This is a genomic window from Congregibacter variabilis (assembly GCF_045689235.1).
In the GTDB taxonomy this organism is placed as follows: domain Bacteria; phylum Pseudomonadota; class Gammaproteobacteria; order Pseudomonadales; family Halieaceae; genus Congregibacter; species Congregibacter variabilis.
Genome location: NZ_CP136864.1, coordinates 2,449,061 through 2,471,508, shown reverse-complemented (window position 1 = coordinate 2,471,508; position 22,448 = coordinate 2,449,061). Strand labels below are relative to the sequence as shown.

The following is a 22,448-nucleotide window of genomic DNA, read 5'->3' as shown; positions in this document are numbered from 1 at the left end:
CTTGGGTTTGTCAGGGACGCAGCAGGATTTTGCCCATGTGCACGCCGGACTCCATGTAGTCCTGAGCGTCCTGGGTCTGTTCCAGAGGGAACTCTTTGTCGATAACGACCTTTATAGAGCCATCGTTCAGGTGCGGAAATAGATGCTCGCGGATTTCGACCACCATTTGCGCTTTTTGTGCCTCAGACTGTGCGCGGAGTGTTGATCCCGTGAGTGTGAGTCGCTTCATCAACATTGGGAGAAAATTCACCTCGGCGTTAAATCCACGGAGGAAGGCAATATTGACGATGCGCCCTTCTGGAGCGGCAACTTCAAAGTTGCGGCCAATGTAGTCGCCGCCCACCATGTCCAGAATGACCGAAATGCCACCTTTGAGCCCGAGCGCATCCAGCTCTGCGACAAAATCTTCTTCTTTATAGTTAAACGCTTTCGTAGCACCCAGCGCCTCAATTCGACGACACTTCTCGGCGCTGCCCGCGGTGCTATAGACCGTGGCGCCCATTGCTTTACATATGCCGACCCCCAGAGTGCCAATGCCGCTGGCACCGCCATGAATAAGCACGTTTTCGCCAGCCTTGAGTCCTGCGCGCTGAAACACATTGTGCCAAACGGTGAGCAGGGCCTCGGGGAGCGCCGCGGCTTCGCTCATGCTGTATCCCGAAGGCACAGGGAGAGTCTGACTTTGTGGTGCTATGGCATGACTCGCATAACCTCCCCCGTGCGTGAGGGCGCAGACTTTATCTCCGGGTTTAAAATCAGATACCGCTTCACCGCAGGCCAGTACTGTGCCAGACACTTCGAGTCCCATTATTGGCGATGCATCCACAGGCGGAGGATAGAGGCCCTTACGTTGCAGCACGTCGGCACGATTCAGTCCGGCCGCAGCAACCTCGATGAGAATCTCGTCTGCACCGGGGACTGGCGCGCGATCTTCTCTTATGGCGAGACTGCGGTCGGTCTCGTCAATGTGCACATACCGGCGCGTGATAGATGTCATGCAGCGTGTTCTCCTAGTGTTGGATTTGCATAGGCGTAACCAAGAGCCAACATGGCATTCGATGGACCGAAGGGCAAGCTATCTTCGCTCGCTGCAGGCGATGCGAATTGTTACTCTTCGCTCCTTTTGCGACCACAGCCTGAGCACAATTATGAATAAAATTAAAAATACGTTTCTCTTTATTCTAGCTAAGATTCTCACAGCTTCATCGCCGGGGGCGACATATCTGGCTTTCGCCGGCTCGGGCAGCTCTGCACAACTCTGTGCGCACATTCGCCGTTCGGGCTTTAAACGCGTGCTGGTGGTTACCGACAAAATGCTTCGAGAGCTGGGTGTTGTGGATCGAGCACTCGAGGGGTTTGCCGGTTCCGATATTGACATCGCCTTTTATGACGGTGTCGAGCCTGACCCTACTTTTGATCAGGTGGCCGCGGGCCTGAGTGAGTTAAAAAAGCATAACAGTGATGTGGTCCTGGCGATTGGCGGCGGATCATCGATCGATTGCGCCAAGCTTGTGGCGGCAAGAGCTACCAGTGACGAAGACCCGCGCAACTGGATTGGTTTTGGCAAGGTCAAGCACGAGGTGCTGCCTCTTTTTGCGATTCCAACCACTGCGGGAACGGGATCAGAGGCGACTATGGGAGCGGTGATCTCTGACCCGGTTACCCACGAAAAAGGCGTGATCTCTGGCGCGGGCCTAGGCATGGGTGCCACCGCACTGGATCCGGATTTACAGTTGGGTATGCCTCCGGCGATTACCGCCGCGACGGGTATGGATGCCTTGACCCACGCGGTGGAGACCGTTATCTGTCGCTGGGATCGCGGCACCAGTAAAGAGCATGCTAAACGTGCAATTCGCATTATTTTTGACAACCTCAAGCGTGCCTACCATCAGGGTGATGATGCCGAAGCACGCGAATCCATGGCGCTGGCATCCTATTACGCAGGTATTGCTATCAATCAGGTAAACGTTGGCTCGGTTCATGCCATTGCGCACCAACTCGGTGGCAAATATCAGATTCCTCATGGACTCGCCAATGCGATGGTCTTGCCGCATGTGCTTGAGTATTGCGCGGTCGAGGCCCAGGCTCCTTTGGCGGAGCTTGCCGGGCTTATTGGCGTCACGGCGCCAGGGCAGAGTGCTTCTGAACAGGCTAGAGCATTCATCGGCGCCGTTATTGAACTGCGGGACGAGGTGGGTATACCTGCGACTTCAGAGAAGATTAAGGCCGTAGACTTTGACTACATTGTGGATTTGGCGGTGGCCGAAGCGACAGGGTATTTTCCACCCAAGATGCTTGATAAGGCGGGCGCACGGCATATCCTCTCCATGATCGCCGACTAGTCCGGCAGCGACTCAGCGCTGCGCGATCCACTGTGCGCAGCGCGCAAGCCAGGCCTTGTAATCGTCTGTGGGCCCCATTGAGCAGGCAAAGCCATGCTCTGAGTCAGCATAGTGCTCCTGTTCTACATCAACACCGGCGTCTCGCAGAGCGTCAGCCATGGCCATACCTTCGTCCCGTAGCGGGTCTCGTCCGGCGGTACATAAAATCGCCGGCGGGAGGGTATCCAGCGCCGTGCTGCGTATAGGGAAAGCACGTTGTGTAGTCTCTGCCGCCGGGTCTGCATCTCCCAGATAACAATCCCAGAACCAGCGCATCAGGTCGCTGCTCAGGGCCTGTCCCTTGGCGCAATCGATATATGAAGGTGACGGCTGGCTGTAGTGGTTAACTACAGGGTAGGTGAGCAACATGCCTTTAAGTCTGGGCTTGAGTTCTTCGCCTGCCTCAAGTGCCGTGCACAGAGATAAGTGACCCCCGGCACTGTCGCCTGCAAGAACAACACCACCGTTGCTCGGACCAAAGTCCGAGAGTCCCTGGGCAATAGCGTTCGCGGCGGCCAGACAATCATCCTGAGCGATAGGGAATCTGTGTTCCGGGGCCAGACGATAATCTATAGCAATTACCGAAGCACCTGATGCATCGCACAGCGCCTGACAATAAGCATGATGGGTTTGAAGGTCGCCAATCACCCAGCCGCCGCCATGGAAGTAAACCACCAGAGGCCGTTCGGCGGCTTGAGCGCCACGGTACAGGTGTCCTCGCAAGGGTCCCTCAGTCGTTGGTAACTCCAGGGCCCCCGGGGATGCATGCACGTTGGGAGCATGCCAGGCCTGGCGGGCACTGAGGCGATAAAAGGTTCGATAAAAGCTGACTTTAAGCTTTTGCAGCATGATGCTCACCTCTGAAATTTAGTCGTCATCAACATCGATGGCGTCGGGATCCTGCACATACCAATGGACACCGTGCTCGTCGCTGTGGCGGCGGATTCTGCGGCGTCCCAAAAGACAGTTGAGGTGTGCGAGGGTCTCGCCAGTGGCCAAACCCAGAGAGCCTTTACCGATCTCGCGTTTGAATAACGCTGGAAAGCAGTCCACGGCGCGCTTGGGTTCGGCAAGTAGTTGGAAAAGAGCGCTGAGGTCTTCTTTGTGAGATTCCAGTATCTGGGTCAGTCGCACGTGCAGACCCATAAAAGGCGCTTCGTGGGATGGCAGAACCAATAAATCTTCGGGCAGGCGTTCTCGCAAGCGCGCTGAGGAACGTAGCCAATACTTGAGTGGATCGCCTTCCGGCTCGGTAGGAAACACCGAGACATTCGGCGTTATACGCGGTAGCACCTGATCCCCGGATATAAACAATTTGAGCGCCGGGCAATACAGGCAAAGATGCTCCGGGGAATGTCCGCTGCCTTCCATAATTTGCCAGTAACGCCCACCGATATTCAGAGTCTCAAGATCCACCATACGCCGGTAACGATCCGGCAAAGGTGATACGGCTTTACCAAAAAAACCAAAGCGTTTTTTGTACTGCTCCAGCTGCTCTTCGTCGTAGCCCGCCCGATGATAAAAATCCACCGCGACCTGTGGCGCCGGACGCCCGGTGTCGGCGACTAAGGAGCGGCACATGAGGTATTCGGCCCGGGACATCCAAAGATCACAGCCAAAGCGCTCGCATATCCAACCCGCAAGACCCACGTGATCGGGGTGCATATGGGTGCAGATAACGCGAGTGACGGGCTTTCCGCCCATAAACCCTTCAAAAAGAGATTCCCAGATATCCCGGGCGTCTGGCAGATTCAGGCAGGTATCAACAATGGTCCAGCCATCTCCATCTTCCAGCAACCAAAGATTGATATGGTCCAGGGACATGGGCATGGGAAAACGCACCCAGTACACACCTTCGGCAATGAGCCGGGGTTCACCGGGTTCAGGATTCACTCCTCGGCCCCAGGGGTATTGCAGGCCGCGATAGCTTTCTTGGGTTTCTTGATGCATAGATGACTGGAAGGACCGCTCAGAGAGTGCGTTATAGTGGTGTCTGTCGGGGTCACTGTCCAGTTGACTGTGATCGATGATTAACGTTTGAGCTGGCTTTCCAGGAGGAACTGCGGTGTCCACCGCACTGCGCGATAAGAATCTCAGTAGCCTTGATGGGCAGGAATATGACGTTCTCATTGTTGGGGGCGGCATTAACGGCGCGGTATCTGCAGCGGCGCTGGCAGGCAAGGGCGTACGCGTTGCACTTATCGATCGCGGTGACTTTGCCAGCGGCGTCAGCTCCAATTCCAGCAATCTCGCCTGGGGCGGCATCAAGTATCTGGAGACTCTCGAATTCCTTCTGGTCAACAAGCTATGTCGATCCCGAAACGAGCTGATGCGCGCCTATCCCGCAACAGTCAAAGAGATCCGTTTTTTTACCACTATCCAGCGCGGCTTCCGCTTTTGGTCTTTCTTTGTATTCTTAGGTAGCGTGCTGTACTGGCTCATGGGCCGCTGTAAGACTCGCGCCCCTCGGTATTTGTCACCTAAGGCAATCAAAAAGCTCGAGCCAGAAATAAACACCAGCCGCGCAGCGGGCGGTTTGGAGTACTCAGACTGTTATCTCTATGACAATGATGCGCGCTTTGTCTTTAGCTTCATCCGTCGGGCGCTGGACATGGGCTGCGTTGCTGCCAACTATGTGAATTTGGAGCAAGCCACCCGTCGTGACGGCAGCTGGGACTGTCGTCTTCGTGATTGCGAGAGCGATGAGATCTACTCCCTGCGCGCTCGGGTTGTGGTCAACGCCTGCGGCCCTTGGGTCGATTCGCTGAATACGATGTTGGGCGTCGAGACTCAGTATCGACACTTGTTCTCCAAGGGTATTCATCTGATTGTTGACCGGGTAACTGACAGCCGCCGGGTGCTGACCTTCTTCGCCAGCGATGGGCGACTGTTCTTTTTGATTCCTATGGGCCCTAAAACCTGTATTGGCACCACCGATACACCGGTGAGTGATCCCTCTGTGGGTGTTACTGCACAGGACCGTCAGTTCGTACTCGACAATGTGAATCAGCTGATTGATCTGCGCGAGCCCATTCGCGAGGAGGATGTCATTGCCGAGCGAGTAGGCGTGCGACCCCTTGCCGTGACCGGTTCGCAAGGGGCGACAGATTGGGTGCAACTCTCCCGAAAACACGAGATCGAATCGAACAGCGAGCTGGCGCATATCAGTATTTTTGGCGGCAAACTCACGGACTGTCTTAATGTAGGCGAAGAGATCGTTGATGCAGTAGCTGCACTGGGCATCACAGTGCCCAAACCCAAGGCGGACTGGTATGGCGAGCCTCGGGGCTCGGTGAAGTCATTGTTTATGCAGCAGGCCAGCCAATTGGGCCTCGATGAAATGACCGACCCTGGATCTTCTGAACCGTTGAGTGAGCGCTTCTGGCGACGCTACGGCGAGGCGGCTTTTCAGCTGCTGGATCGTATTCGCGAAGCGCCGCACAGTGTTGAGTTGCTGATTGAGCATGCGGAATACACACGCTGCGAGATCGAACTTACCGCCCGACGAGAGATGGTGGTGCGTCTGGAAGACTTTATGCGTCGGCGTTCAAAGATTGAGCAGGTCGTGCGAGCCGAGGATATTCGCAGCGCCCCGGGACTGGTCGAAGCCAGCCAAATTCTGTTTGGCGATGCCGCGCCGGAGCGTTTACAAGAGTATCTGGCCGCCGTGGATGGCGGCGCCAAAACATCTGAGGAAGAAGTCGCGCCTCTTTAGCTCGCGTTTCTTCCCAGCAGAGACTCACGAATTTCTGGCCGGGTGCAATCATCCGATAGCCAGATATCCACAAATTCCTGACCAAACTCTGGATCTTCTATGTGTCCCAGGAGTTCTCCGTTGCGGCGAAAAGTGCTGCGATTGCTGCTATCAAGTTCCAAGCTAAGCACGTCGCCAGACTGAATGTCTGTCCAGATATTGGCCAACTCATTGCGCCATTGCTGCTGCCGTGGATGACTGCGGCCCATGTCGCTCCATTCCATTAGCGTTCGTTCAAGCAGGGCGTTAGCTTTAACATCCAGCAGGTATTGAATCTCGAGCTTGAGTGGCCGTTCGCCGTCGCGGTACACACCGCTTGAGGTGTAGAGCCTGGAGTCATAGACAGACCAGAACAAAAACTTCAGGCGCGCCTCTCCGACCTTTTGCAACGTAGCCTGCTCGACATCCATCGCAGCAGTGTTTCCGGCGGATTGATTCGTCCACATCTCATTTGACTGCACTGCAGAGGCCAGCAGCATTAGCAGTGAAAAAAGCCCGGCACGGGTCCGGCGGGCATTGTCAGATTTTGGTGTAGCCATTTTTGATACGAAACTTCTGTGATGCCTGATGACTTACTTTTACGGTGTATCTTGCCTTTCAGATGCATTTGCTTTTGAGGCTTCGGCGACGCGGATTATGAGCTCACCGAGGGCCAACGCCAGAACAACACCAATAATGACCTCCCACTGGGGGCCGTCCTGTGGTGTAACCATGAATAAGGTGATGGCGGTGAGCAAAATCAGCGCGCATAGTGAGGCGCATATTAAAGCACCCGGCGCACCTCCCGGGACCTGAAAAGGCCGAGTCCGATCGCGGTCCACAGAGCGCATACGCAGAAACGCCAAGACCATTCCCACGTAGGGCAGCATGAACAGCACTGAGCTAAAGGCAAACAGGGACCAAAAAAGGTCTTCGTTGTCGCCGGACATGAAGCCATAGCCCAGCAGGGCGAGGGTGCTTACCAGACCGGTTAGCAAAGCAGCACCAAAGGGCGAGCCGTTGCTTGGTAACTCCAGCCCAAACCAGGAAGGCAGCTCTCCTTCCAAAGCGGCTTCTGCTGCTGCGCGGTTTGCTCCCATGGACCAGGCAGCACAACTGGAATAGATCCCAAAGAGAAAGCAAACACCCAGTAAAAGGACCAGGATGTTTGCGCCGCTCATTCCGGCAAAGGATACTCGCAGGGTATCGATGACGCCCTCCACAAGATTAATCTCTTCGGTGGGAATCGCCGCCAGAACCGCCAGTGTGCCAAGCACCGACAGAGCGAGAATAATCACTCCAGACCAGAGGATGGCGCGAGGCACATCCTGCTCGGGGTTACGCATCTCCTCCGATCCCGCGCTCACCAGCTCGAAGCCAAGCATTCCGTAGATGATCGCGGGGATAAACTGCAGTCCCTCGCCCCAATTAGGCGTCATGCTCTGTAGAGTCAGTGGGTTGGCCATCTCGTTCATGGCGACGTAACGCCCCGCGCCGACGATCACACCGAAAAACAATACAAACTTCATGATGGCACCCAGGTTCGGAATCCACTTACCAAAGCGGAGCGCCACGACGTTGACGGCTACTGTGAGCCATGTAATCCCGATAGCCAGCGCTATTTGTGATGTCAGGGATGCTTCCATAGCAAAGAGACTGTTAAACACCCCGGCAAACAGGATGAACATTGCCGGTAGCCAAAGCGCCATGTTCACCCAGTAGCAAAAGGTGATGCGTGACGCCCATCGTCCGCCAAAGGCATTGCGCACCCAGGTATAGATACCGCCCTGCTCTGGATAGGTGCAGCCTAATTCCGCGCTGATCAAGCCCATGGGTAAGAAGAAAACCACTCCCAGGATGAGCCACCAGGAAATACTCGAGGCGCCGGCAGACGCTGACGAGGTAAGTATGTCGGGAAGGAGGATCGCCGATACGGTAAACAGCAGCAGGTCGCGCTGGCGAAGTGTTTTGGGGTGTTCGATGTGCTCGGTCACGCGGCCTTCACTGTGCTGTGGCGATGCCGCGAGATTAGCACTCGGGATGACACTCTCGCTAGAAAGAAAGGGACACTTTTGTATGTCGTGCCGTGGAGAGTTGGGACGACTCGCTCGCCAGAAAGAAAGGGCCACTGGCTCGTGAATCACCCCTGGTCTAGGGAGCTCGCTCATCACCAAGGGCCTTGATTTCATCCATAGAGTCAGGTCAGCCATAGCGCTGTCAGGAGAGCGAGTGGCCGTTTCTTTCTCGCGAGCTGGCAGTGCTATGGCTGACCGGGTTAGCTAGGAAGGGATGATCAACCGACCTTGTAATGCTGCGCAGTGGCATCCAAAGCTGCGGTGAGCTTCTCCATGAGGTAGTCGATGTGCGAATGCTCGCATATCAGTGGCGGCGCCATGATCATGGCATTGCCGGTCTGACGGACCATGAGGCCCAGGTTGTTTGCCGTATCACGGCAGAAGACCGCGCCGCCAGAGTCCTGTGCGAGGCGTTCGCGACTCTCTTTATCGCGAACCAGTTCGATTGCCGCAAAGCACCCACGTCCACGCACCTGACCGACGATGGGGTGATCCTTCAGTGTCGCCAACTGGTCTTGAAAATACGGAGCTAGATGTTCGGCCGCGTTCTCGACAATATTCTGTTCCTTGAGAATGGCCAGTGTGGCCAGACCCGCCGCGCAGGATGCGGGGTGTCCCGAATAGGTTAGACCGTGGGCAAATTCGCCGCCACTGGCCATGAGCACGTCCGTCATTTTGTTGGATACCAGCACGCCACCCAAAGGCATGTACCCGTTGGTCACGGCCTTCGCAAAGGTAATCAGGTCCGGTTGCATGCCGTAGGTCTGGCTGCCCCACCATTGGCCGGTGCGACCAAAACCACAGATCACTTCGTCGGCGATGAGCAGGATATCGCGCTCATTACAGATTCGCTGCAGCTCTGGCCAATAGGTATCCGGCGGAATGATTACGCCACCGGCACCCTGCACGGGCTCGGCGATAAATGCGGCCACCCGGGCTTCGCCCAGCTCGTCAATCTTTGCTTCCAGCTCCCGGGCAATACGCAGGCCAAAGCTGTCCTCGTCTTCGCCAGGCTCAGCATTTTCGAACCAGTGAGGTTGGTTGATGTGATGAACATAGTTGAGGCCGATGGCCTGTTCATGCATCGCCTGCATGCCGCCCAGAGAGGCGGCCGCCACGGTACTTCCGTGATAGGCATTTTTGCGGCTGATAATCAGCTTTTTTTCGGGCTTGCCCAGCAAATCGTAGTAGCGGTGTACCAGTCGAATATTGGTGTCATTTGCTTCGGATCCGGAGTTCGTAAAGAACACATGGTCAAAGCCTTCCGGGGCCACGCTTGTCAGCTCCGCCGCCAACTCTACCGCAGGCTGGTTCGAGCAGTTAAAAAAGTTGTTGTAGTAGGGCAGTTGCTGCATTTGATCAAACACAGCTTGCTTGATGCGATCCTGACTGTAGCCCAGATTGCAGCACCACAGTCCCGACATGCCATCGAGCATTCCGTTGCCATCACTGTCATAGATGAAAACACCCTCAGCGCGACTGAAAATACGGCCATCGCCGTGGGCATAATCGTGAAAGTCTGTGAACGGGTGTAGATGGTGGGCCCGGTCAAGGGCTTTTAGGCTGGCAGTGTCTACGGTGCTATTCATAGTAAGTATCCCGTTCTTATCGCGGCCTTTAGTGCAACGATTGTTGGAACTAAAGTGGCAGTTTGGCTTGCTGCCGGCATGGCGGCTGAAGCAGCACGCGATGCTATAGTTTGCGATTGTTTATTCTACAAAGTGTGTCACAACGGCAGCTTTCTGCCATTAACCCAAAGGTGTTGCCAAATGTCATCGTCTTCTGCCTCGATTCTGGATAAATCAAGCCATGAGTAAGTCAGAGCCCCTCGAAACCTTTCTTGAAAATCACCCGGATATAGATTTGTTCGAAGTGGTGCTTACGGACCTGGCCGGCGGGCTGCGCGGTAAGTGGGTGACGCGGGACAAAATTGCCAGCGTCTTCAGCGGAAAATTGAAACTGCCCATGAGCTCGGTAGTTTTTGACAGTTGGGGCAGAGACGTCGAGGAATGGGTATTTCTTAGCGGTGATGGCGACGGTTGCTGTGTCCCGGAGCCCTCATCGCTGGCTGTCGTCCCCTGGGGGAAACGCCCCATGGCGCAGTTGCTGGTCAGTCTTGATCACGAAGACGGGACAAGCAACCTTCTGGATCCCCGGCGAATTCTGGGCACTGTGGAGGCGCGATTTAAAGAGCAGGGCTTACAGCCAGTGGTCGCCAGTGAGATGGAGTTCTTTTTGCTCGATCCACAGCGAGATGCCCAGGGCCGGCCACGGCATACCCAGCGCGATAGCGTGGGGGGAGCATTAGGGCGAGGCCAAACCTATGGTCTTGAGGCTATGGCTGAGGTGGATGACTTTATGCACGCGGTGCAGGATTGCTGCCTTCTTCAGGATCTTCCCGTGGATACCTTGATCAAGGAAAGTGCTCCGTCGCAATATGAAATTAATCTATTACACCGCCCGGACGCATTGCTAGCCGCCGATCAGGCGCTACTGCTGAAGCGAGCAATTCGCGGCATTGCTCGAAGCTTTGGCCAGGTCGCTACCTTTATGGCCAAGCCTTTTGGTGATCTGGCGGGCAACGGCATGCACTTGCATTGCAGTTTGCAGGATGTTGATGGCAACAATGTGTTTAATGACGGTAGTCCCACGGGTAGCAAACTGCTGCGTCACGCGATTGCCGGATGTATGCAAACACTGCCCGATGTGATGCTGTTGCTGGCCCCTACGATGAACTCCTATCGCCGCTTTCAAAAGGGTATGCATGCACCCCTGGCACCCTGTTGGGGATATGAGAATCGTACGGTGGCCTTGCGCGTACCTGCTGGTCCCTTAAGCGCTATGCGTCTGGAGCATCGCGTGGCCGGGGCTGATGCTCAGCCGCATCTGGCTATCGCGGCGCTGCTTGCCGGCATGCTTTATGGCATTGAAAATGAGCTGGAGCCGCCACCGCCCATGGAGGGCAATGCCTGGGAGCAGCTGGAGCCGAGCTTGCCACAGCACTGGAACGCAGCGCTTGATGCATTTAGACGGTCGCGCTTTGTGGCCGATTATCTGGGATCTTCGTTTCAGGAGGTTTACAGCTTGCTCAAGCAGCAAGAGATCGATGAGTTCGGACTCCATGTCACACCGCTGGAGTACGACACGGGTTTGTAAGCCCCAGTCTGAAACAGGCGTCTTGTTCGCTACTGCAGTGGAGCGCTAAGGTTCTGCGATGAGTGATCTTCGGGAGGAGTTATGAGCTATTTCAGTTGTGAAGAAGCGGAGTGTCAGGCTCAGGACAGTCATATTCGCCTTCGGATCAAGCCTCGGGAGAAAGATTTGGGCGAGTTCACTGTGCGCCGAGTCTTGCCTGCCGCAAAGCAGCGGATGATTGGGCCCTTTGTGTTTTTCGATCATATGGGTCCGGCAGAGTTTCCTCCCGGTAAAGGAATCGACGTCAGGCCACATCCACATATTGGTATCGCAACGATTACCTATTTGTTTGACGGTGAGATTTTGCATCGAGATAGTTTGGGCGTGGTTCAGCCAATTCAGCCCGGCGCGATCAATCTCATGACGGCCGGAAGCGGCATAGTGCACTCCGAGCGACCCGGTGCCGACTTTGATCGGCTATCAAAGCTTCACGGTATTCAATCCTGGATTGCGCTGCCAGCTGACAAACAAGAAATACCGGCCGACTTTGCGCATTATCCTGCCGCCGAATTGCCGCAGTGGGAGTCCGGTGGCGTGACTTTTCGGCTGATCATGGGTGAGCTTGCGGGTTATCAATCCCCAGTAAAGACCTACTCGCGAACGCTGTATGCAGACCTTGCAGTCACTGCTCGGGCCGAGACGCGCATCAAGCTCAACGAAAAGCAGCATGCGCTTTACGTAGCAGAGGGTGTTGTGTCTGTGGACGGTGAGGAGGTTACCTCGGGCGTGATGGCGGTTCTTGATGGAGGTGATGAATTACTTCTGAGCGCTTCGCAAAACGCGCGGGTTTTGCTGATTGGCGGCGATCCCCTGGGTGAACGACACATGTACTGGAACTTTGTTAGTGATAGTTCTGAGCGTATTGAGCGAGCTAAAGATGATTGGCGCGCGGGCAACTTTCCTGCGGTGCCAAACGACGATGAGTTCATACCACTTCCGGGAGAGTAGTAGCTCCGTGGTCTCTCGCGTCAGCGATTCACTGATAACTTTTGCGCTCTGGCTTAGCCAGATAGCTCACCAGCGTGTCGCCACCGCGATAGTCCCGGGCACTCATCAGCGAATCTAAAAACAGGTAAAAAAGTTCTGCTTGAGAGCTGACTTCCAGTTTCGCGTAGGCATGTTTTCGATGCAGCTTTACGGTCTCTACCGATATGCTCAGGCGCTGCGCTACGGATTTAGTGCTGTGACCGTGAAGTACGAGATTAATGACCTGTGTCTCGCGCTCGGTGAGCAAACTGGAGCCGAAGTCGTCCAAAGCCAGGTGCAAGTGCTTGCGTATGCCTTCTCCTGATCCGCTTTCGGCGGCCCAATGCTGGCGGCAGAGCTCTTCTACGGCAGTTTGCAGGCTGCGCAGTGTGCGCAGCTGCACCTGACTAAATCGCCGTTGCTGTAGGCGTCCCAAAGCCACGTTTACAAAAGCGTCTTTGCCGACTTCTACAAGGAATCCGCACTCGTCCGAGAAACCGCAGTTTCGATACCAGCTGTGGTAATACTCACTGTCTCGAAAGCGCTCGGGCGACAGTTCTTTGAGGAGAAAAACGCCAAAACGACGATCTTCGGCCGCTGCCTTGTAAAAAGGATCGAGTAGGAATGCACCGGCCAGGAAACGCTCCATGTTGCTTGCGCTGCGAGACTTTGGTGTCTCGTGGTAGACCAGGGTGGGGAGGTCGCCCCGCGCATAGTAAAGTACCGAGGCATCGTCTATGGGCACCAGCTGACGCAGCCCCATGATCAACTCCTTGGCGAAGTTGTCGCTGCGCAGCGCTGGCAGGCATCGGGCTATCAGATCAGATAGCGCCGAGAGTTTCTTGTCCAGCATCGGGGCAGAAGAAGAGTCGAGCTTGGAGTCAAGCGTTGCGGCCAAAGTTCGCGCCCAGTCTGTGAGTTAGTAAGCAATAGTCCCATCATAGCCTTGGCTCGGCCTGTGAGGAATATGTTGGCTGGGCGATTTGGCTTACCACTTGCGCGGTATGGCGATTGGGGCCGATGTCGCGCATCATTACCATTCTTAACTATCTGCCGGGTAAGTACAGCATGACGGTAAAAAAGATTCGCTGGGAAAAGCTGGATTGGAAGGATCCATTTTCATTAGATTCACAGCTCACTGACGAGCAACGGATGGTGCGAGACACCGCTGCGCAGTACGCGCAGGCGAAGCTGCAGCCCAGGGTTAAAGAGGCCTTTCGCAACGAAGACACCGATCTCGCGATTTTTAAGGAGATGGGGGAACTGGGGCTACTGGGCTCGACCATCGACGGCTATGGTTGCCCCGGCGTGGACTACACCAGTTATGGACTGGTTGCCCGAGAGGTTGAACGCGTCGATTCGGGCTACCGCTCTATGCTGAGCGTTCAGTCATCCCTGGTGATGTATCCCATTTATGCGTACGGCACAGAAGCACAGCGCGAGAAGTATCTCCCGAAGTTAGCCACGGGGGAGTGGATTGGCTGTTTCGGTCTTACGGAGCCTGATTACGGCTCTGACCCCGGTGGCATGGTCACGCGGGCGCGCAGCGTCGACGGTGGTTATCGAATTAGCGGTGCCAAGATGTGGATCAGCAACAGTCCCGTGGCTGATGTTTTTGTGGTTTGGGCAAAGACCGATGATGGCGTTATCCGCGGCTTCGTGCTCGAAAAGGGCATGGAGGGGCTCAGCGCGCCAAAGATTGAGGGCAAGCTCGCCCTGCGCGCGTCCATCACCGGTGAGATCGTAATGGATGAAGTTTTTGTGGGAGAAGAGCAGTTGCTTCCCAATGTGCAGGGACTCAAGGGGCCTTTTGGCTGCCTGAACAATGCGCGCTACGGCATTGCCTGGGGTGCTCTGGGTGCGGCTGAGGCCTGCTGGCATGCAGCCCTGAATTACACCCTGGAGCGCAAGCAGTTTGATCGACCGCTGGCTGCCAATCAATTGGTTCAGCTCAAGCTTGCAGACATGCAGACCGAAATCGCCCTGGGTCTTGCCGGTTGTGCCCGGGCCGGACAGCTCATGGACGCCGGGGCAATTGCGCCTGATCTGATTTCGCTGATCAAGCGCAACTCCTGCGGGAAGGCCTTACATGTCGCCCGTCAGGCTAGAGACATGCTGGGGGGCAATGGGATTTCCGATGAGTATCCGGTGATGCGTCATATGATGAACCTGGAGGTTGTAAACACCTATGAGGGTACACATGACATTCATGCCTTGATTCTGGGTCGCTCGCAAACGGATATTCCTGCTTTCTGATGTCCGCGCTGGCGGGGCTCCGCGTTCTGGATTTATCTCGAGTACTTGCCGGCCCCTGGGCTAGCCAGACTCTGGCGGATCTGGGCGCGAACGTTCTAAAAATTGAACGACCGCATAGCGGCGATGACACGCGAGGCTGGGGGCCGCCGTGGTTAGCGGATGGCAAGGGCGAGCAAGGCGCTGAGTCAGCGTACTTTCTTTGCACTAATCGCGGTAAGCGCTCCGCCTGTATCGACATTCAGTCAGTGGAGGGTCAGCAACGCCTGCAAGAGATCGCGGCAACCGCCGATGTGCTCATAGAGAATTTTAAGGTTGGCGATGCGGCCCGTTACGGTCTGGATTATCCAAGTTTACGCGGTGATAACCCCAAGCTTATTTATTGCTCTATCACGGGCTTTGGTCAGACCGGACCTCTCGCCGCACGTCCGGGTTACGACTTTCTTGTGCAAGCCATGGGTGGTCTCATGAGCGTCACCGGCGAAGCCGATGGCCGGCCCGGTGCGGGTCCCCAAAAAGTCGGGGTGGCGCTGACCGATATCATGACCGGGCTCTACGCAAACATCGGTATCCTCGCCGCGCTTGCGGAGCGGGAGCGCTCTGGATTGGGGCAACAGGTCGACCTTGCTTTACTCGACGTAACAGCCGCTACCCTCGCCAATCAGGCCAGCAATTTTCTGGTGGGAGGGTTGACGCCCAAGCGGCTGGGTAATGCCCATCCCAACATAGTGCCTTATCAGAGTTTTGCAGCCAGAGATCGCGAGTTTATTCTGGCTGTGGGCAATGACACACAGTTCGAAAAGCTTGCAACCCTTCTTGATAGACCTGAACTTGCCAGCGATGCACGGTTTGCAAAGAATGCCTCGCGAGTGGCGCACCGAGATACCCTGGTTCCCTTGCTGGCCGACTGCTTTGCCGCACGTGATGCCGCCGACTGGCTGGCGCTGCTGGAAGCAGCCGGCATTCCCGCAGGGCCGATCAACAACATTGACGAGGCCTTGAGCGAACCACAGCTTGCCGCCCGAGGGATGATTGTGGATCTGCCACACCCCGATAATGCGAACCTTAAAGTGGTCGGTAGTCCCATAAAGCTGTCCCGTACGCCGGTTTCTTACCAGCGTCCTCCACCTCGCCTTGGAGAACATGACGCAGATCTCATTGATGATCCTTGGGACGACGCCTGAGACCGGTTTTGTGGTAAAAGTTCGAGATCTATATTTGAGGTGTTATTGGTGAAACTGCTGCTAAAAATTCTTGCAACTTTTGGCGTTTTACTGGGCGTCCTGGCGGTCTACGTGGCGTTCTCACATCAGCCAGAGCCTTTTCCTGCAGGGAGCGAAAGTGAGGCGCGTCTTGCTCCCGGGCCGTGGTCCGTGGCAACTATCGATGAGGTTTTTGTCGACCGTGACCGTCCTACTCAGTCCAATGGCGATTACGCCGGCGATGACCATCGTACGCTGGATGGCAACGTCTGGTACCCCTTTGAGGCCGAAGCAGGGCCGAGACCATTGCTGGTGTTTAGCCATGGTTTTACCTCCGGGCGACGCAATGGAGCCTATCTCGCCGAGCATCTTGCGAGCCACGGCTTTGTGGTTGTGGCGGTGGATTACCCGTTAACCCACATGCGCGCTCCTGGGGGAGCTTTGGTTGAAGATGTGATCAATCAGCCGGGAGACGTCAGTTTTCTTATTGATACGCTCTTGGGCTACAGCTCCATATCGGGTCATGCGCTGTCCGGCAAAATTGACTCGGAGCGCATCGGTGTCCTGGGCATTTCTCTGGGTGGTTTGACGTCTACGCTTGTAGGTTTTCATCCGCAGTGGCGTGATCCCCGGATCGGCGCGGTACTGTCTATCGCGGGCCCGAGTAACTTCTTTACCAGCGATTTCTTTGCGACTGCGAATATTCCCTTCATGATGCTTGCCGGTGATCTGGACGTATTGGTTCCCTTTAAAAGTAATGCCGCGCCCATACCGAACAAAATACCGGGTGGCCAGTTGGCTACGGTAACTGGTGGGTCGCACACGGGGTTTTCTGGCGGCACGGCGCTGCTGCGCGCCATGGACAATACCGACGCCATCGGCTGTTGGTCCGTGGGCCGGTATATTGATCCCAATGAGCAGAGTCAGTGGGAAGGCCTGTTTGGCCCGGTGGAGTTCGGCATTGATTACAGCGCGCCAAACGAGCTGTGCACCATTGATCCCTTGCCCAAAACTATGAACGTCCTGCGCCAGCAAATGATTGCGCGGGTAGTGATTACCGCATTCTTTGAAGCGCATCTGGGTTCGGATACTAGCGAGCAGGCATCGGCGGTCAGGTTTTTGAGTGCCACGGGTGCCTCGGAGATTCCCGAGCTTGGCTATACTCGCAGTGCGATGAAGACCACTCGGGGTATGCCTGCCGGCGGCTAGCGCACGATGGTGATCGGGGTTACCTTGGCCATGCGTGCCTCGGGGTTCAGTGCGCGCATTTCGGGTACCAACGCCGTTAAAGCAGACTGACGGTTTTCCGGATTCGGGTGTGTGCTCAAAAATTCCGCGGGACGACTCTCCGACAGACTGCCCATCTTTTGCCATAGCGTGACGGCCGCCGCCGGGTCGTAGCCCGCGCGGGTGGCTAGCTCGATACCGATCTGATCAGCTTCGGACTCTGCTACGCGGCTGTTGGGCAGTTCCAGCGCCAGTTTGGCGGCCAAGGATGCGCCGGCAAGCGTGGCTACGTGATTGTCAGAGGCAATGCCCGCAGCCAGTACGCCCACGTTAATGGCCATGGCTCGAGACATGCGCTCGGCCGTGTGATTGGCGAGCGCGTGAGATATTTCATGACCCATGATCTGGGCAAACTCATCATCCGTGAGTTTTAGCTGCTCAAAGAGTCCGGTGTAAGCGGCCATGCGACCTCCGGCCATGCACCAGGCATTGACCGTCTCATCATCATCGATAATTGCAACACTCCACTCCCAGTCAGCGGAGTTGGGGTACAGCGCGATCGCTTCGGTGACAATGCGCCCCGTGATGGTGGCGACGCGATCAGCCATGCGTGGGTCATCGACCAGCTTATTCTCCTGATCCAGCTGACCCACAGTGCTAAGGTAAGCCTGTTTGGACTCGACGATCGCTGATTCCGGAGATATGAGCATTAACTGGCTGCGCCCGGTAGGACTGGTGGTGCAGGCCATCAGCAGACTTGTCGCAGTGACAGTCAATAGCGCGTTACGCAAGTGTTTGCGAATGTGTAAATCTTGCTTTAAGCGCATGGGTCTGTCTCCAGCCTAAACGGAAATAGTTTCGTCACTGAGTTTGATCGCTCCGGGGCTAAAAAATTCCACCCGCAGTGCTCATAAATGCCGCTACTTGGGCTCCTCGCCAAGGCCTTCGACTCGCGCTGCCGCCTCGGCCTCCCAGGAGGTTGCCTGGAGCATGACGTGGAACAGCTGATTCTGTTCAATAGCACCCATGGCTGTTCCAGCGCCGGGGCCTTGTGCGTAGACCGCTACATCTTCACCGCCATGCGTCTCGGCGTTGAGTGGCACCAGTGCTTCCTGGTGATAGCCAGGCGCCGTAGTGTCAATTTCGCTGATGTCTTTGCGACCAGCATTTGGCGCCTCTGCGTAGGTGCTATCGGCATTCAGTTGCTCGCCGTGGTCACGAAAGCCTCGACCGTTCATGTATCCAAGCGTTGTATAGGGAAGTCCGTTTTCATCCAGCGAAGGCTCATCACTCCAGGCAGAAATCACCTTGCCGAGAATGGGGTTGCCGCGGCGGGGATATCCGGCCATGGTGAATACATGGCTATGGTCCGCTGTGACCATAACCAAGGTGTCCTTTGCGTCTGTGTTTTGCATGACCGCTGCGACGGCTTCCGAGAGCTCGATGGTGTCGTTAAGCGCATTGGCGGCATTGCCTGCGTGGTGAGCGTGATCAATGCGCCCCGCCTCCACAACAAGAAGAAAACCCTCGTCTTTTTCTTGCAGTAACTTTAGAGCCTTAAGCGTCATTGCGGTGAGCGATGGCTGCTCTGCTCCCTTCACGGCACGCTCGGATGCGTACGCCATGTGCGAGCTACTAAAAAGCCCAAGTACCGGCATCTGACGCGCTGCGTTCAGACTTGCCTTATCGCTGACGTAGCTGCCCGCAGGATTCGCAGACTGCCATTCATCGATGAGGTTGCGTTCGTCTTTGCGACGACCACCTTCCACAGATGAGGGTAGAAAGTGGCGTCGTCCGCCGCCTAAGGCAACATCGACACCGTTGCTGGCGCCTTCACCGAACTGCTTATTCAGGCGGTTTTGTGCGTCCAAAAACTGCATAGCAATATCGGTACAGCCCTGTGCTTTTGCCTCCTCGGGCATTTCACCGTCATCTTCCCAGTCGCGATTGACCGTTTTGGCATAGGTGGCGGCGGGCGTGGCGTGGGTAATACGGGCAGTGCTAACAACCCCCGTCGACTTGCCTGCCAGTTCGGCGATATCCAACAAGGATAATAGTTCGGTGCCTTGGCCACTTTGGCAGTCTTCTTGCGTTATGCGCTCATCCACACCGAACACGCCAATTTTGGTTTTTACGCCAGTCATGATTGCACTCATGGTTCCGGCCGAATCAGGTGTCTGGGAATCCACGTTGTAGGTCTTCACCAAGCCGGTGACCGGGAACTCTTCGAAGCTCAGGCGATTTTCTTCTCCGGGGTTGCCTTGTTGTTGCCCCGCAAGGATTCGCGCCGCAGTGATCGTGGAGATCCCCATACCATCACCCAGAAAGAGCACAACATTCTTGGCGGTGCCACTGGTTTGCGCCTGGCTGACGCGCGTCTGAGCGTCCGTGTACCAGGCGCTGTTGCGTTGATAATCGGGAATGGGCGATGTCCCTACCTGCTTTGACGCCGTAGTGGGCTCGGCACCACTTTGTGAGCTGGACTCCACCACAGTGATGTTCATACAGCCCGAAAGCAAGATAGCCAAAGCGGCGGGGTAGGTGGCGCGAATCATGTGCAAGATCTCTTAAAAGGTGAAAGTTTGATGGAGATGCCCGTCATTTAACCGGGTTCTGACTCGGCGCCAGCTGCCGTTCGCAGCAGCCCTCGGTAGGCGCCTCGGGCATTTGTTTCGCCGCTGACTACGCGATAGACATCCCTTGCGATGGGCATATCAATGCCATATTGCTCTGCCAGGGCCATAACGGCGGGGGCACTCTTGGCGCCCTCGGCAACCATGAACATCTCGTTGGCGATCTGTTCCATGGTCTTGCCTCTCCCCAATTCAATGCCCACGTGCCGGTTGCGACTCTGAGGGCTGGTGCATGTGGCAATCATGTCGCCCATGCCCGCAAGGCCAGAAAATGTCTCGGCGCGGCCACCCATGGCGACACCCAGGCGGGTAACTTCAGCCAAACCGCGGGTAATCAGTGCGGCGCGGGTGTTGTCTCCCGCACCCTGACCATCGCCCATGCCCACGGCGATGGCGATGATGTTTTTGAGCACGCCACCTAACTCACAGCCCACGACGTCAGTGTTGGTGTACACGCGAAACAAGCCGCTCTTGAATACTTTTTGTAGCGAGCGAACGATGATGTCATCGTCCATAGCAATCACACTGGCTGCGGCCTGTCCCGCCATGATTTCTCGGGCAAGGTTAGGGCCGGTCAATACACCCACGGGATGTCCCGGGAGTATTTCGGTAATGATCTCGGTCATGCGCATGCGCGTGTCCAGCTCCAGGCCTTTGGTAAGGCTGATCACGGGCACCCAGGCGCGCAGATGCTTTTTGACTTCCAAAAGCACGCTGCGAAAGTTCTGTGAGGGTATTCCCATAACCACAACGTCGGCATTCGCCACGGCTTCACCGATGTCATTGGTAGCTCGAAGGCTTTCCGGTAGTGGGGCATCGGGTAAGTAGGTCTGATTGCGATGTGCAGTGTTAATTTCGTCCACGGTAGCCGGGTTACGCGCCCAGATTGTGACCGGCGCGTTGCGGGTTGTGAGGGCTGCGACGGTGGTACCCCAGGATCCACCTCCCAGTACGGCGATTTTCAGATCGCTCATTTTATTCTCCTTATTATGACGAAATGACTGTTCGGCCTAACTGCTAGCTTCCCGCTGACTTGGGACGTGCTTTGGGGCGAGCCTTGGCAGCGGTCTTAGGTCGGGCTTTGGCCGCTGTTTTACTTTTGGCTTTGGCGGGTGCCTTTGCTTTGGCGGGTGCTTTTCTTTTTGCCTTAGCTTTGGTTGTCGCTTTGGACGCCGGCTTCTTTTTAGCCTTGGTCGCTTTAGGCTTGGTTTTCCTGGAGGCAGGTGCTTTTTCTTCTGGTTGGCCCAGAGCTTTCAGAAACATGTTCCGAACTTCCCGGACGTGGTCGTCGATGGTGTCTGTTGTCCAGTCACTGGTGTCGACCGGCGGAAGCACATCGACCTCTACCGTTGCAGGACGGAACACAAAGTCACCCTTGGGAGCCACGTCTCCGGCGTTACGAATTACCACCGGCACCATGGGAACACCGGCCTGTATGGCAAGATGGAATGCACCTTTCTTGAACGGGCCGAGATTAGGTGAGATCGTGCGAGTGCCTTCTGGGGCGAGGGCGACGGACTTGCCTTCCTTGCGCATTGCATCAACCAAGGGCTTCATTGCCTCGATGGCGGAGGCCGCATTTTTGCGGTCAATCATGACCACGCCGCCCATCTCCAGCACTTTGCCGATGACGGGCATTTTTTTGATTTCCTGTTTTCCTACTCCCGCCATATCGCGTCGGAAGAGTTTGGCGCCGATGACTACGTCGGCTTTACTTTGATGATTGAAGACGAAGACCGCGGGACGCGCTTTCCAAAGGTTCTCTTCGCCGTTAACGCGCAAATCCAGGTTGATCAGCGCGCTGGCGGTCTCCGCAAATAAATTGATAGAAAAGTTCGTCGCCTCGCGACGAGATCCTGTGAGGGCGTAGATGGGTAGACCGGCGGCAAATGTGGGAACAAGGCTCACAGTAGCGGCGACAGAACGAACAAACTGACCCAGTGTGGGGCGGCCGCGACTGCCGAAGCTGGCTGTGGGCCAGTTGTTGTCCCGGGCTACCGCACGGAGCTTGTCGCTGGGGTTTAGAGCTATGGGATTACCTACGCGCTCAAGCAGTAATTGGTCATCGGTACTGTCGGAGTAGAAAAAGCCCTCGTCCAGGTCAGCCCCGACGCTATCGGCGAGCACCTCGGCTGCATCGACTTTACCCTGGCCAAAGCATGTAGGTTTTACGACATTGCCCGTAAAGGTGCCATCTTCTACTTCGAGTTGGGTGCATAGAACGTTTTCTATACCCAGGTCTCGCGCTGCAGGTTCAACCTGATAGGGCGTGGCAGATGAAATGATGCCTACAGTGTGTCCCTTTGCAAGGTGCGCGTTGATGAGCGCGCGGGACTCAGGATAAATCAGCCTGGCGATTTGCCTGGTAAAGAGGTCCTCGCCCAGATCCACATAGGCTTGCTCCTCAATACCGCGCATAAACTGCGTGGTCACGGCCATCATTCCAGAAAAGCCAAGGTTGCCCAGACCAAAGTTGGTCATGGCGCTGGCTAGCTCCAGAAAGTCACGAACGGAAAGGTCTCCGCGTCGCAGCTGTTCACGAATAAAGGCGATCGCCGAGTAGCCGGAAATAATCGTCCCATCAAAATCAAAGATGGCGCAGATTTCGGGTCCATCGGGACTGGCATTGATTGCATCGAGTAAAGGATTCACGTTACTGCTCATCAGCTAAAGGTCCTGTGCTGTGATTAATCGCGGAACCTTCAAGTCTAGCATGTGAATATGTGTGCCACAGGCTCAGTTTTACGCTCTGTTAGACTGCGGGCCACGCTGGATTTTTCACG

At 55.9% G+C, this 22,448-nt stretch carries 18 protein-coding genes; 7 read left to right on the top strand and 11 right to left on the bottom strand.

Features of this window, described 5'->3' with window-relative positions:
- Positions 1–10: 10 nt before the first annotated feature.
- Positions 11–997, bottom strand: coding sequence for an NAD(P)H-quinone oxidoreductase (locus R0135_RS10840; RefSeq protein ID WP_407346855.1), 987 nt, complete (start codon positions 995–997; stop codon positions 11–13).
- A 151-nt stretch (positions 998–1,148) separates the two neighbouring features.
- On the opposite strand from R0135_RS10840, the gene R0135_RS10835 reads away from it, so the two are divergent.
- Positions 1,149–2,342 carry an iron-containing alcohol dehydrogenase gene (locus tag R0135_RS10835; protein ID WP_407346854.1) on the top strand — a complete coding sequence of 398 codons (1,194 nt, stop codon included), beginning with the start codon at positions 1,149–1,151 and terminating at the stop codon, positions 2,340–2,342.
- 12 nt (positions 2,343–2,354) lie between these two features.
- Here the strand turns inward: R0135_RS10835 and R0135_RS10830 are convergent, their stop codons facing one another.
- Together R0135_RS10830 and R0135_RS10825 are read right to left on the bottom strand one after the other, a co-directional pair.
- A complete protein-coding gene (locus R0135_RS10830) occupies positions 2,355–3,230 on the bottom strand; it encodes an alpha/beta hydrolase (protein ID WP_407346853.1) in 876 nt (291 codons plus the stop codon).
- 18 nt (positions 3,231–3,248) lie between these two features.
- Positions 3,249–4,331 carry an MBL fold metallo-hydrolase gene (locus tag R0135_RS10825; RefSeq protein WP_407346852.1) on the bottom strand — a complete coding sequence of 361 codons (1,083 nt, stop codon included), beginning with the start codon at positions 4,329–4,331 and terminating at the stop codon, positions 3,249–3,251.
- 115 nt (positions 4,332–4,446) lie between these two features.
- Here R0135_RS10825 and R0135_RS10820 point away from each other — a divergent pair, with 115 nt between their 5' ends.
- Positions 4,447–6,096 carry an FAD-dependent oxidoreductase gene (locus tag R0135_RS10820; protein ID WP_407346851.1) on the top strand — a complete coding sequence of 550 codons (1,650 nt, stop codon included), beginning with the start codon at positions 4,447–4,449 and terminating at the stop codon, positions 6,094–6,096.
- Here R0135_RS10820 and R0135_RS10815 read toward each other — a convergent pair.
- The 3 genes from R0135_RS10815 to R0135_RS10805 all read right to left on the bottom strand — a co-directional run bounded on the left by R0135_RS10815 (position 6,093) and on the right by R0135_RS10805 (position 9,778).
- Positions 6,093–6,674, bottom strand: a complete 582-nt coding sequence (locus tag R0135_RS10815; protein WP_407346850.1) for a chalcone isomerase family protein — start codon at positions 6,672–6,674, stop codon at positions 6,093–6,095. The two genes, R0135_RS10820 and R0135_RS10815, sit on opposite strands and share 4 nt — an antisense overlap.
- 39 nt (positions 6,675–6,713) lie before the next feature.
- Entirely contained in the window at positions 6,714–8,108 is a 1,395-nt protein-coding gene (locus tag R0135_RS10810) for an APC family permease (RefSeq protein WP_407346849.1), read from the bottom strand.
- A 299-nt stretch (positions 8,109–8,407) separates the two neighbouring features.
- Positions 8,408–9,778, bottom strand: coding sequence for an aminotransferase (locus R0135_RS10805; RefSeq protein WP_407346848.1), 1,371 nt, complete (start codon positions 9,776–9,778; stop codon positions 8,408–8,410).
- A gap of 220 nt (positions 9,779–9,998) precedes the next feature.
- On the opposite strand from R0135_RS10805, the gene R0135_RS10800 reads away from it, so the two are divergent.
- Both R0135_RS10800 and R0135_RS10795 read left to right on the top strand, forming a co-directional pair.
- Positions 9,999–11,345 (top strand): glutamine synthetase family protein, encoded by a 1,347-nt coding sequence (locus R0135_RS10800; RefSeq protein WP_407346847.1) that lies wholly within the window; start codon positions 9,999–10,001, stop codon positions 11,343–11,345.
- Positions 11,346–11,426: 81 nt separating this feature from the next.
- Positions 11,427–12,332, top strand: a complete 906-nt coding sequence (locus R0135_RS10795) for a pirin family protein (protein ID WP_407346846.1) — start codon at positions 11,427–11,429, stop codon at positions 12,330–12,332.
- Between the two features lie 28 nt (positions 12,333–12,360).
- Here R0135_RS10795 and R0135_RS10790 read toward each other — a convergent pair whose 3' ends face one another.
- Positions 12,361–13,248 carry a response regulator transcription factor gene (locus tag R0135_RS10790; protein WP_407346845.1) on the bottom strand — a complete coding sequence of 296 codons (888 nt, stop codon included), beginning with the start codon at positions 13,246–13,248 and terminating at the stop codon, positions 12,361–12,363.
- 170 nt (positions 13,249–13,418) lie between these two features.
- Here R0135_RS10790 and R0135_RS10785 point away from each other — a divergent pair, with 170 nt between their 5' ends.
- Genes R0135_RS10785 through R0135_RS10775 form a run of 3 tightly spaced genes read left to right on the top strand, consistent with a single transcriptional unit; the run spans position 13,419 to position 17,014 of the window.
- Positions 13,419–14,606 (top strand): acyl-CoA dehydrogenase, encoded by a 1,188-nt coding sequence (locus tag R0135_RS10785; RefSeq protein WP_407349909.1) that lies wholly within the window; start codon positions 13,419–13,421, stop codon positions 14,604–14,606.
- Entirely contained in the window at positions 14,606–15,787 is a 1,182-nt protein-coding gene (locus R0135_RS10780) for a CaiB/BaiF CoA transferase family protein (RefSeq protein ID WP_407346844.1), read from the top strand. Before R0135_RS10785 ends, R0135_RS10780 begins: the two co-directional genes overlap by 1 nt.
- 48 nt (positions 15,788–15,835) lie before the next feature.
- Complete coding sequence (locus tag R0135_RS10775) at positions 15,836–17,014, top strand: alpha/beta hydrolase family protein (RefSeq protein ID WP_407346843.1); 1,179 nt, start codon at positions 15,836–15,838, stop codon at positions 17,012–17,014.
- Here the strand turns inward: R0135_RS10775 and R0135_RS10770 are convergent.
- The 4 genes from R0135_RS10770 to R0135_RS10755 all read right to left on the bottom strand — a co-directional run bounded on the left by R0135_RS10770 (position 17,011) and on the right by R0135_RS10755 (position 22,329).
- Positions 17,011–17,781, bottom strand: a complete 771-nt coding sequence (locus R0135_RS10770) for a M48 family metallopeptidase (RefSeq protein WP_407349908.1) — start codon at positions 17,779–17,781, stop codon at positions 17,011–17,013. The genes R0135_RS10775 and R0135_RS10770 overlap by 4 nt on opposite strands.
- Before the next feature lie 171 nt (positions 17,782–17,952).
- On the bottom strand, positions 17,953–19,587 hold the full coding sequence (locus R0135_RS10765) for an alkaline phosphatase (protein WP_407346842.1): 1,635 nt from the start codon (positions 19,585–19,587) through the stop codon (positions 17,953–17,955).
- 47 nt (positions 19,588–19,634) lie between these two features.
- Positions 19,635–20,639: an NAD(P)H-dependent glycerol-3-phosphate dehydrogenase gene (locus R0135_RS10760; RefSeq protein WP_407346841.1), complete on the bottom strand. Its 1,005-nt coding sequence runs from the start codon at positions 20,637–20,639 to the stop codon at positions 19,635–19,637.
- Positions 20,640–20,682: 43 nt separating this feature from the next.
- Positions 20,683–22,329: an HAD-IB family hydrolase gene (locus R0135_RS10755; RefSeq protein ID WP_407346840.1), complete on the bottom strand. Its 1,647-nt coding sequence runs from the start codon at positions 22,327–22,329 to the stop codon at positions 20,683–20,685.
- Positions 22,330–22,448 lie beyond the last annotated feature (119 nt).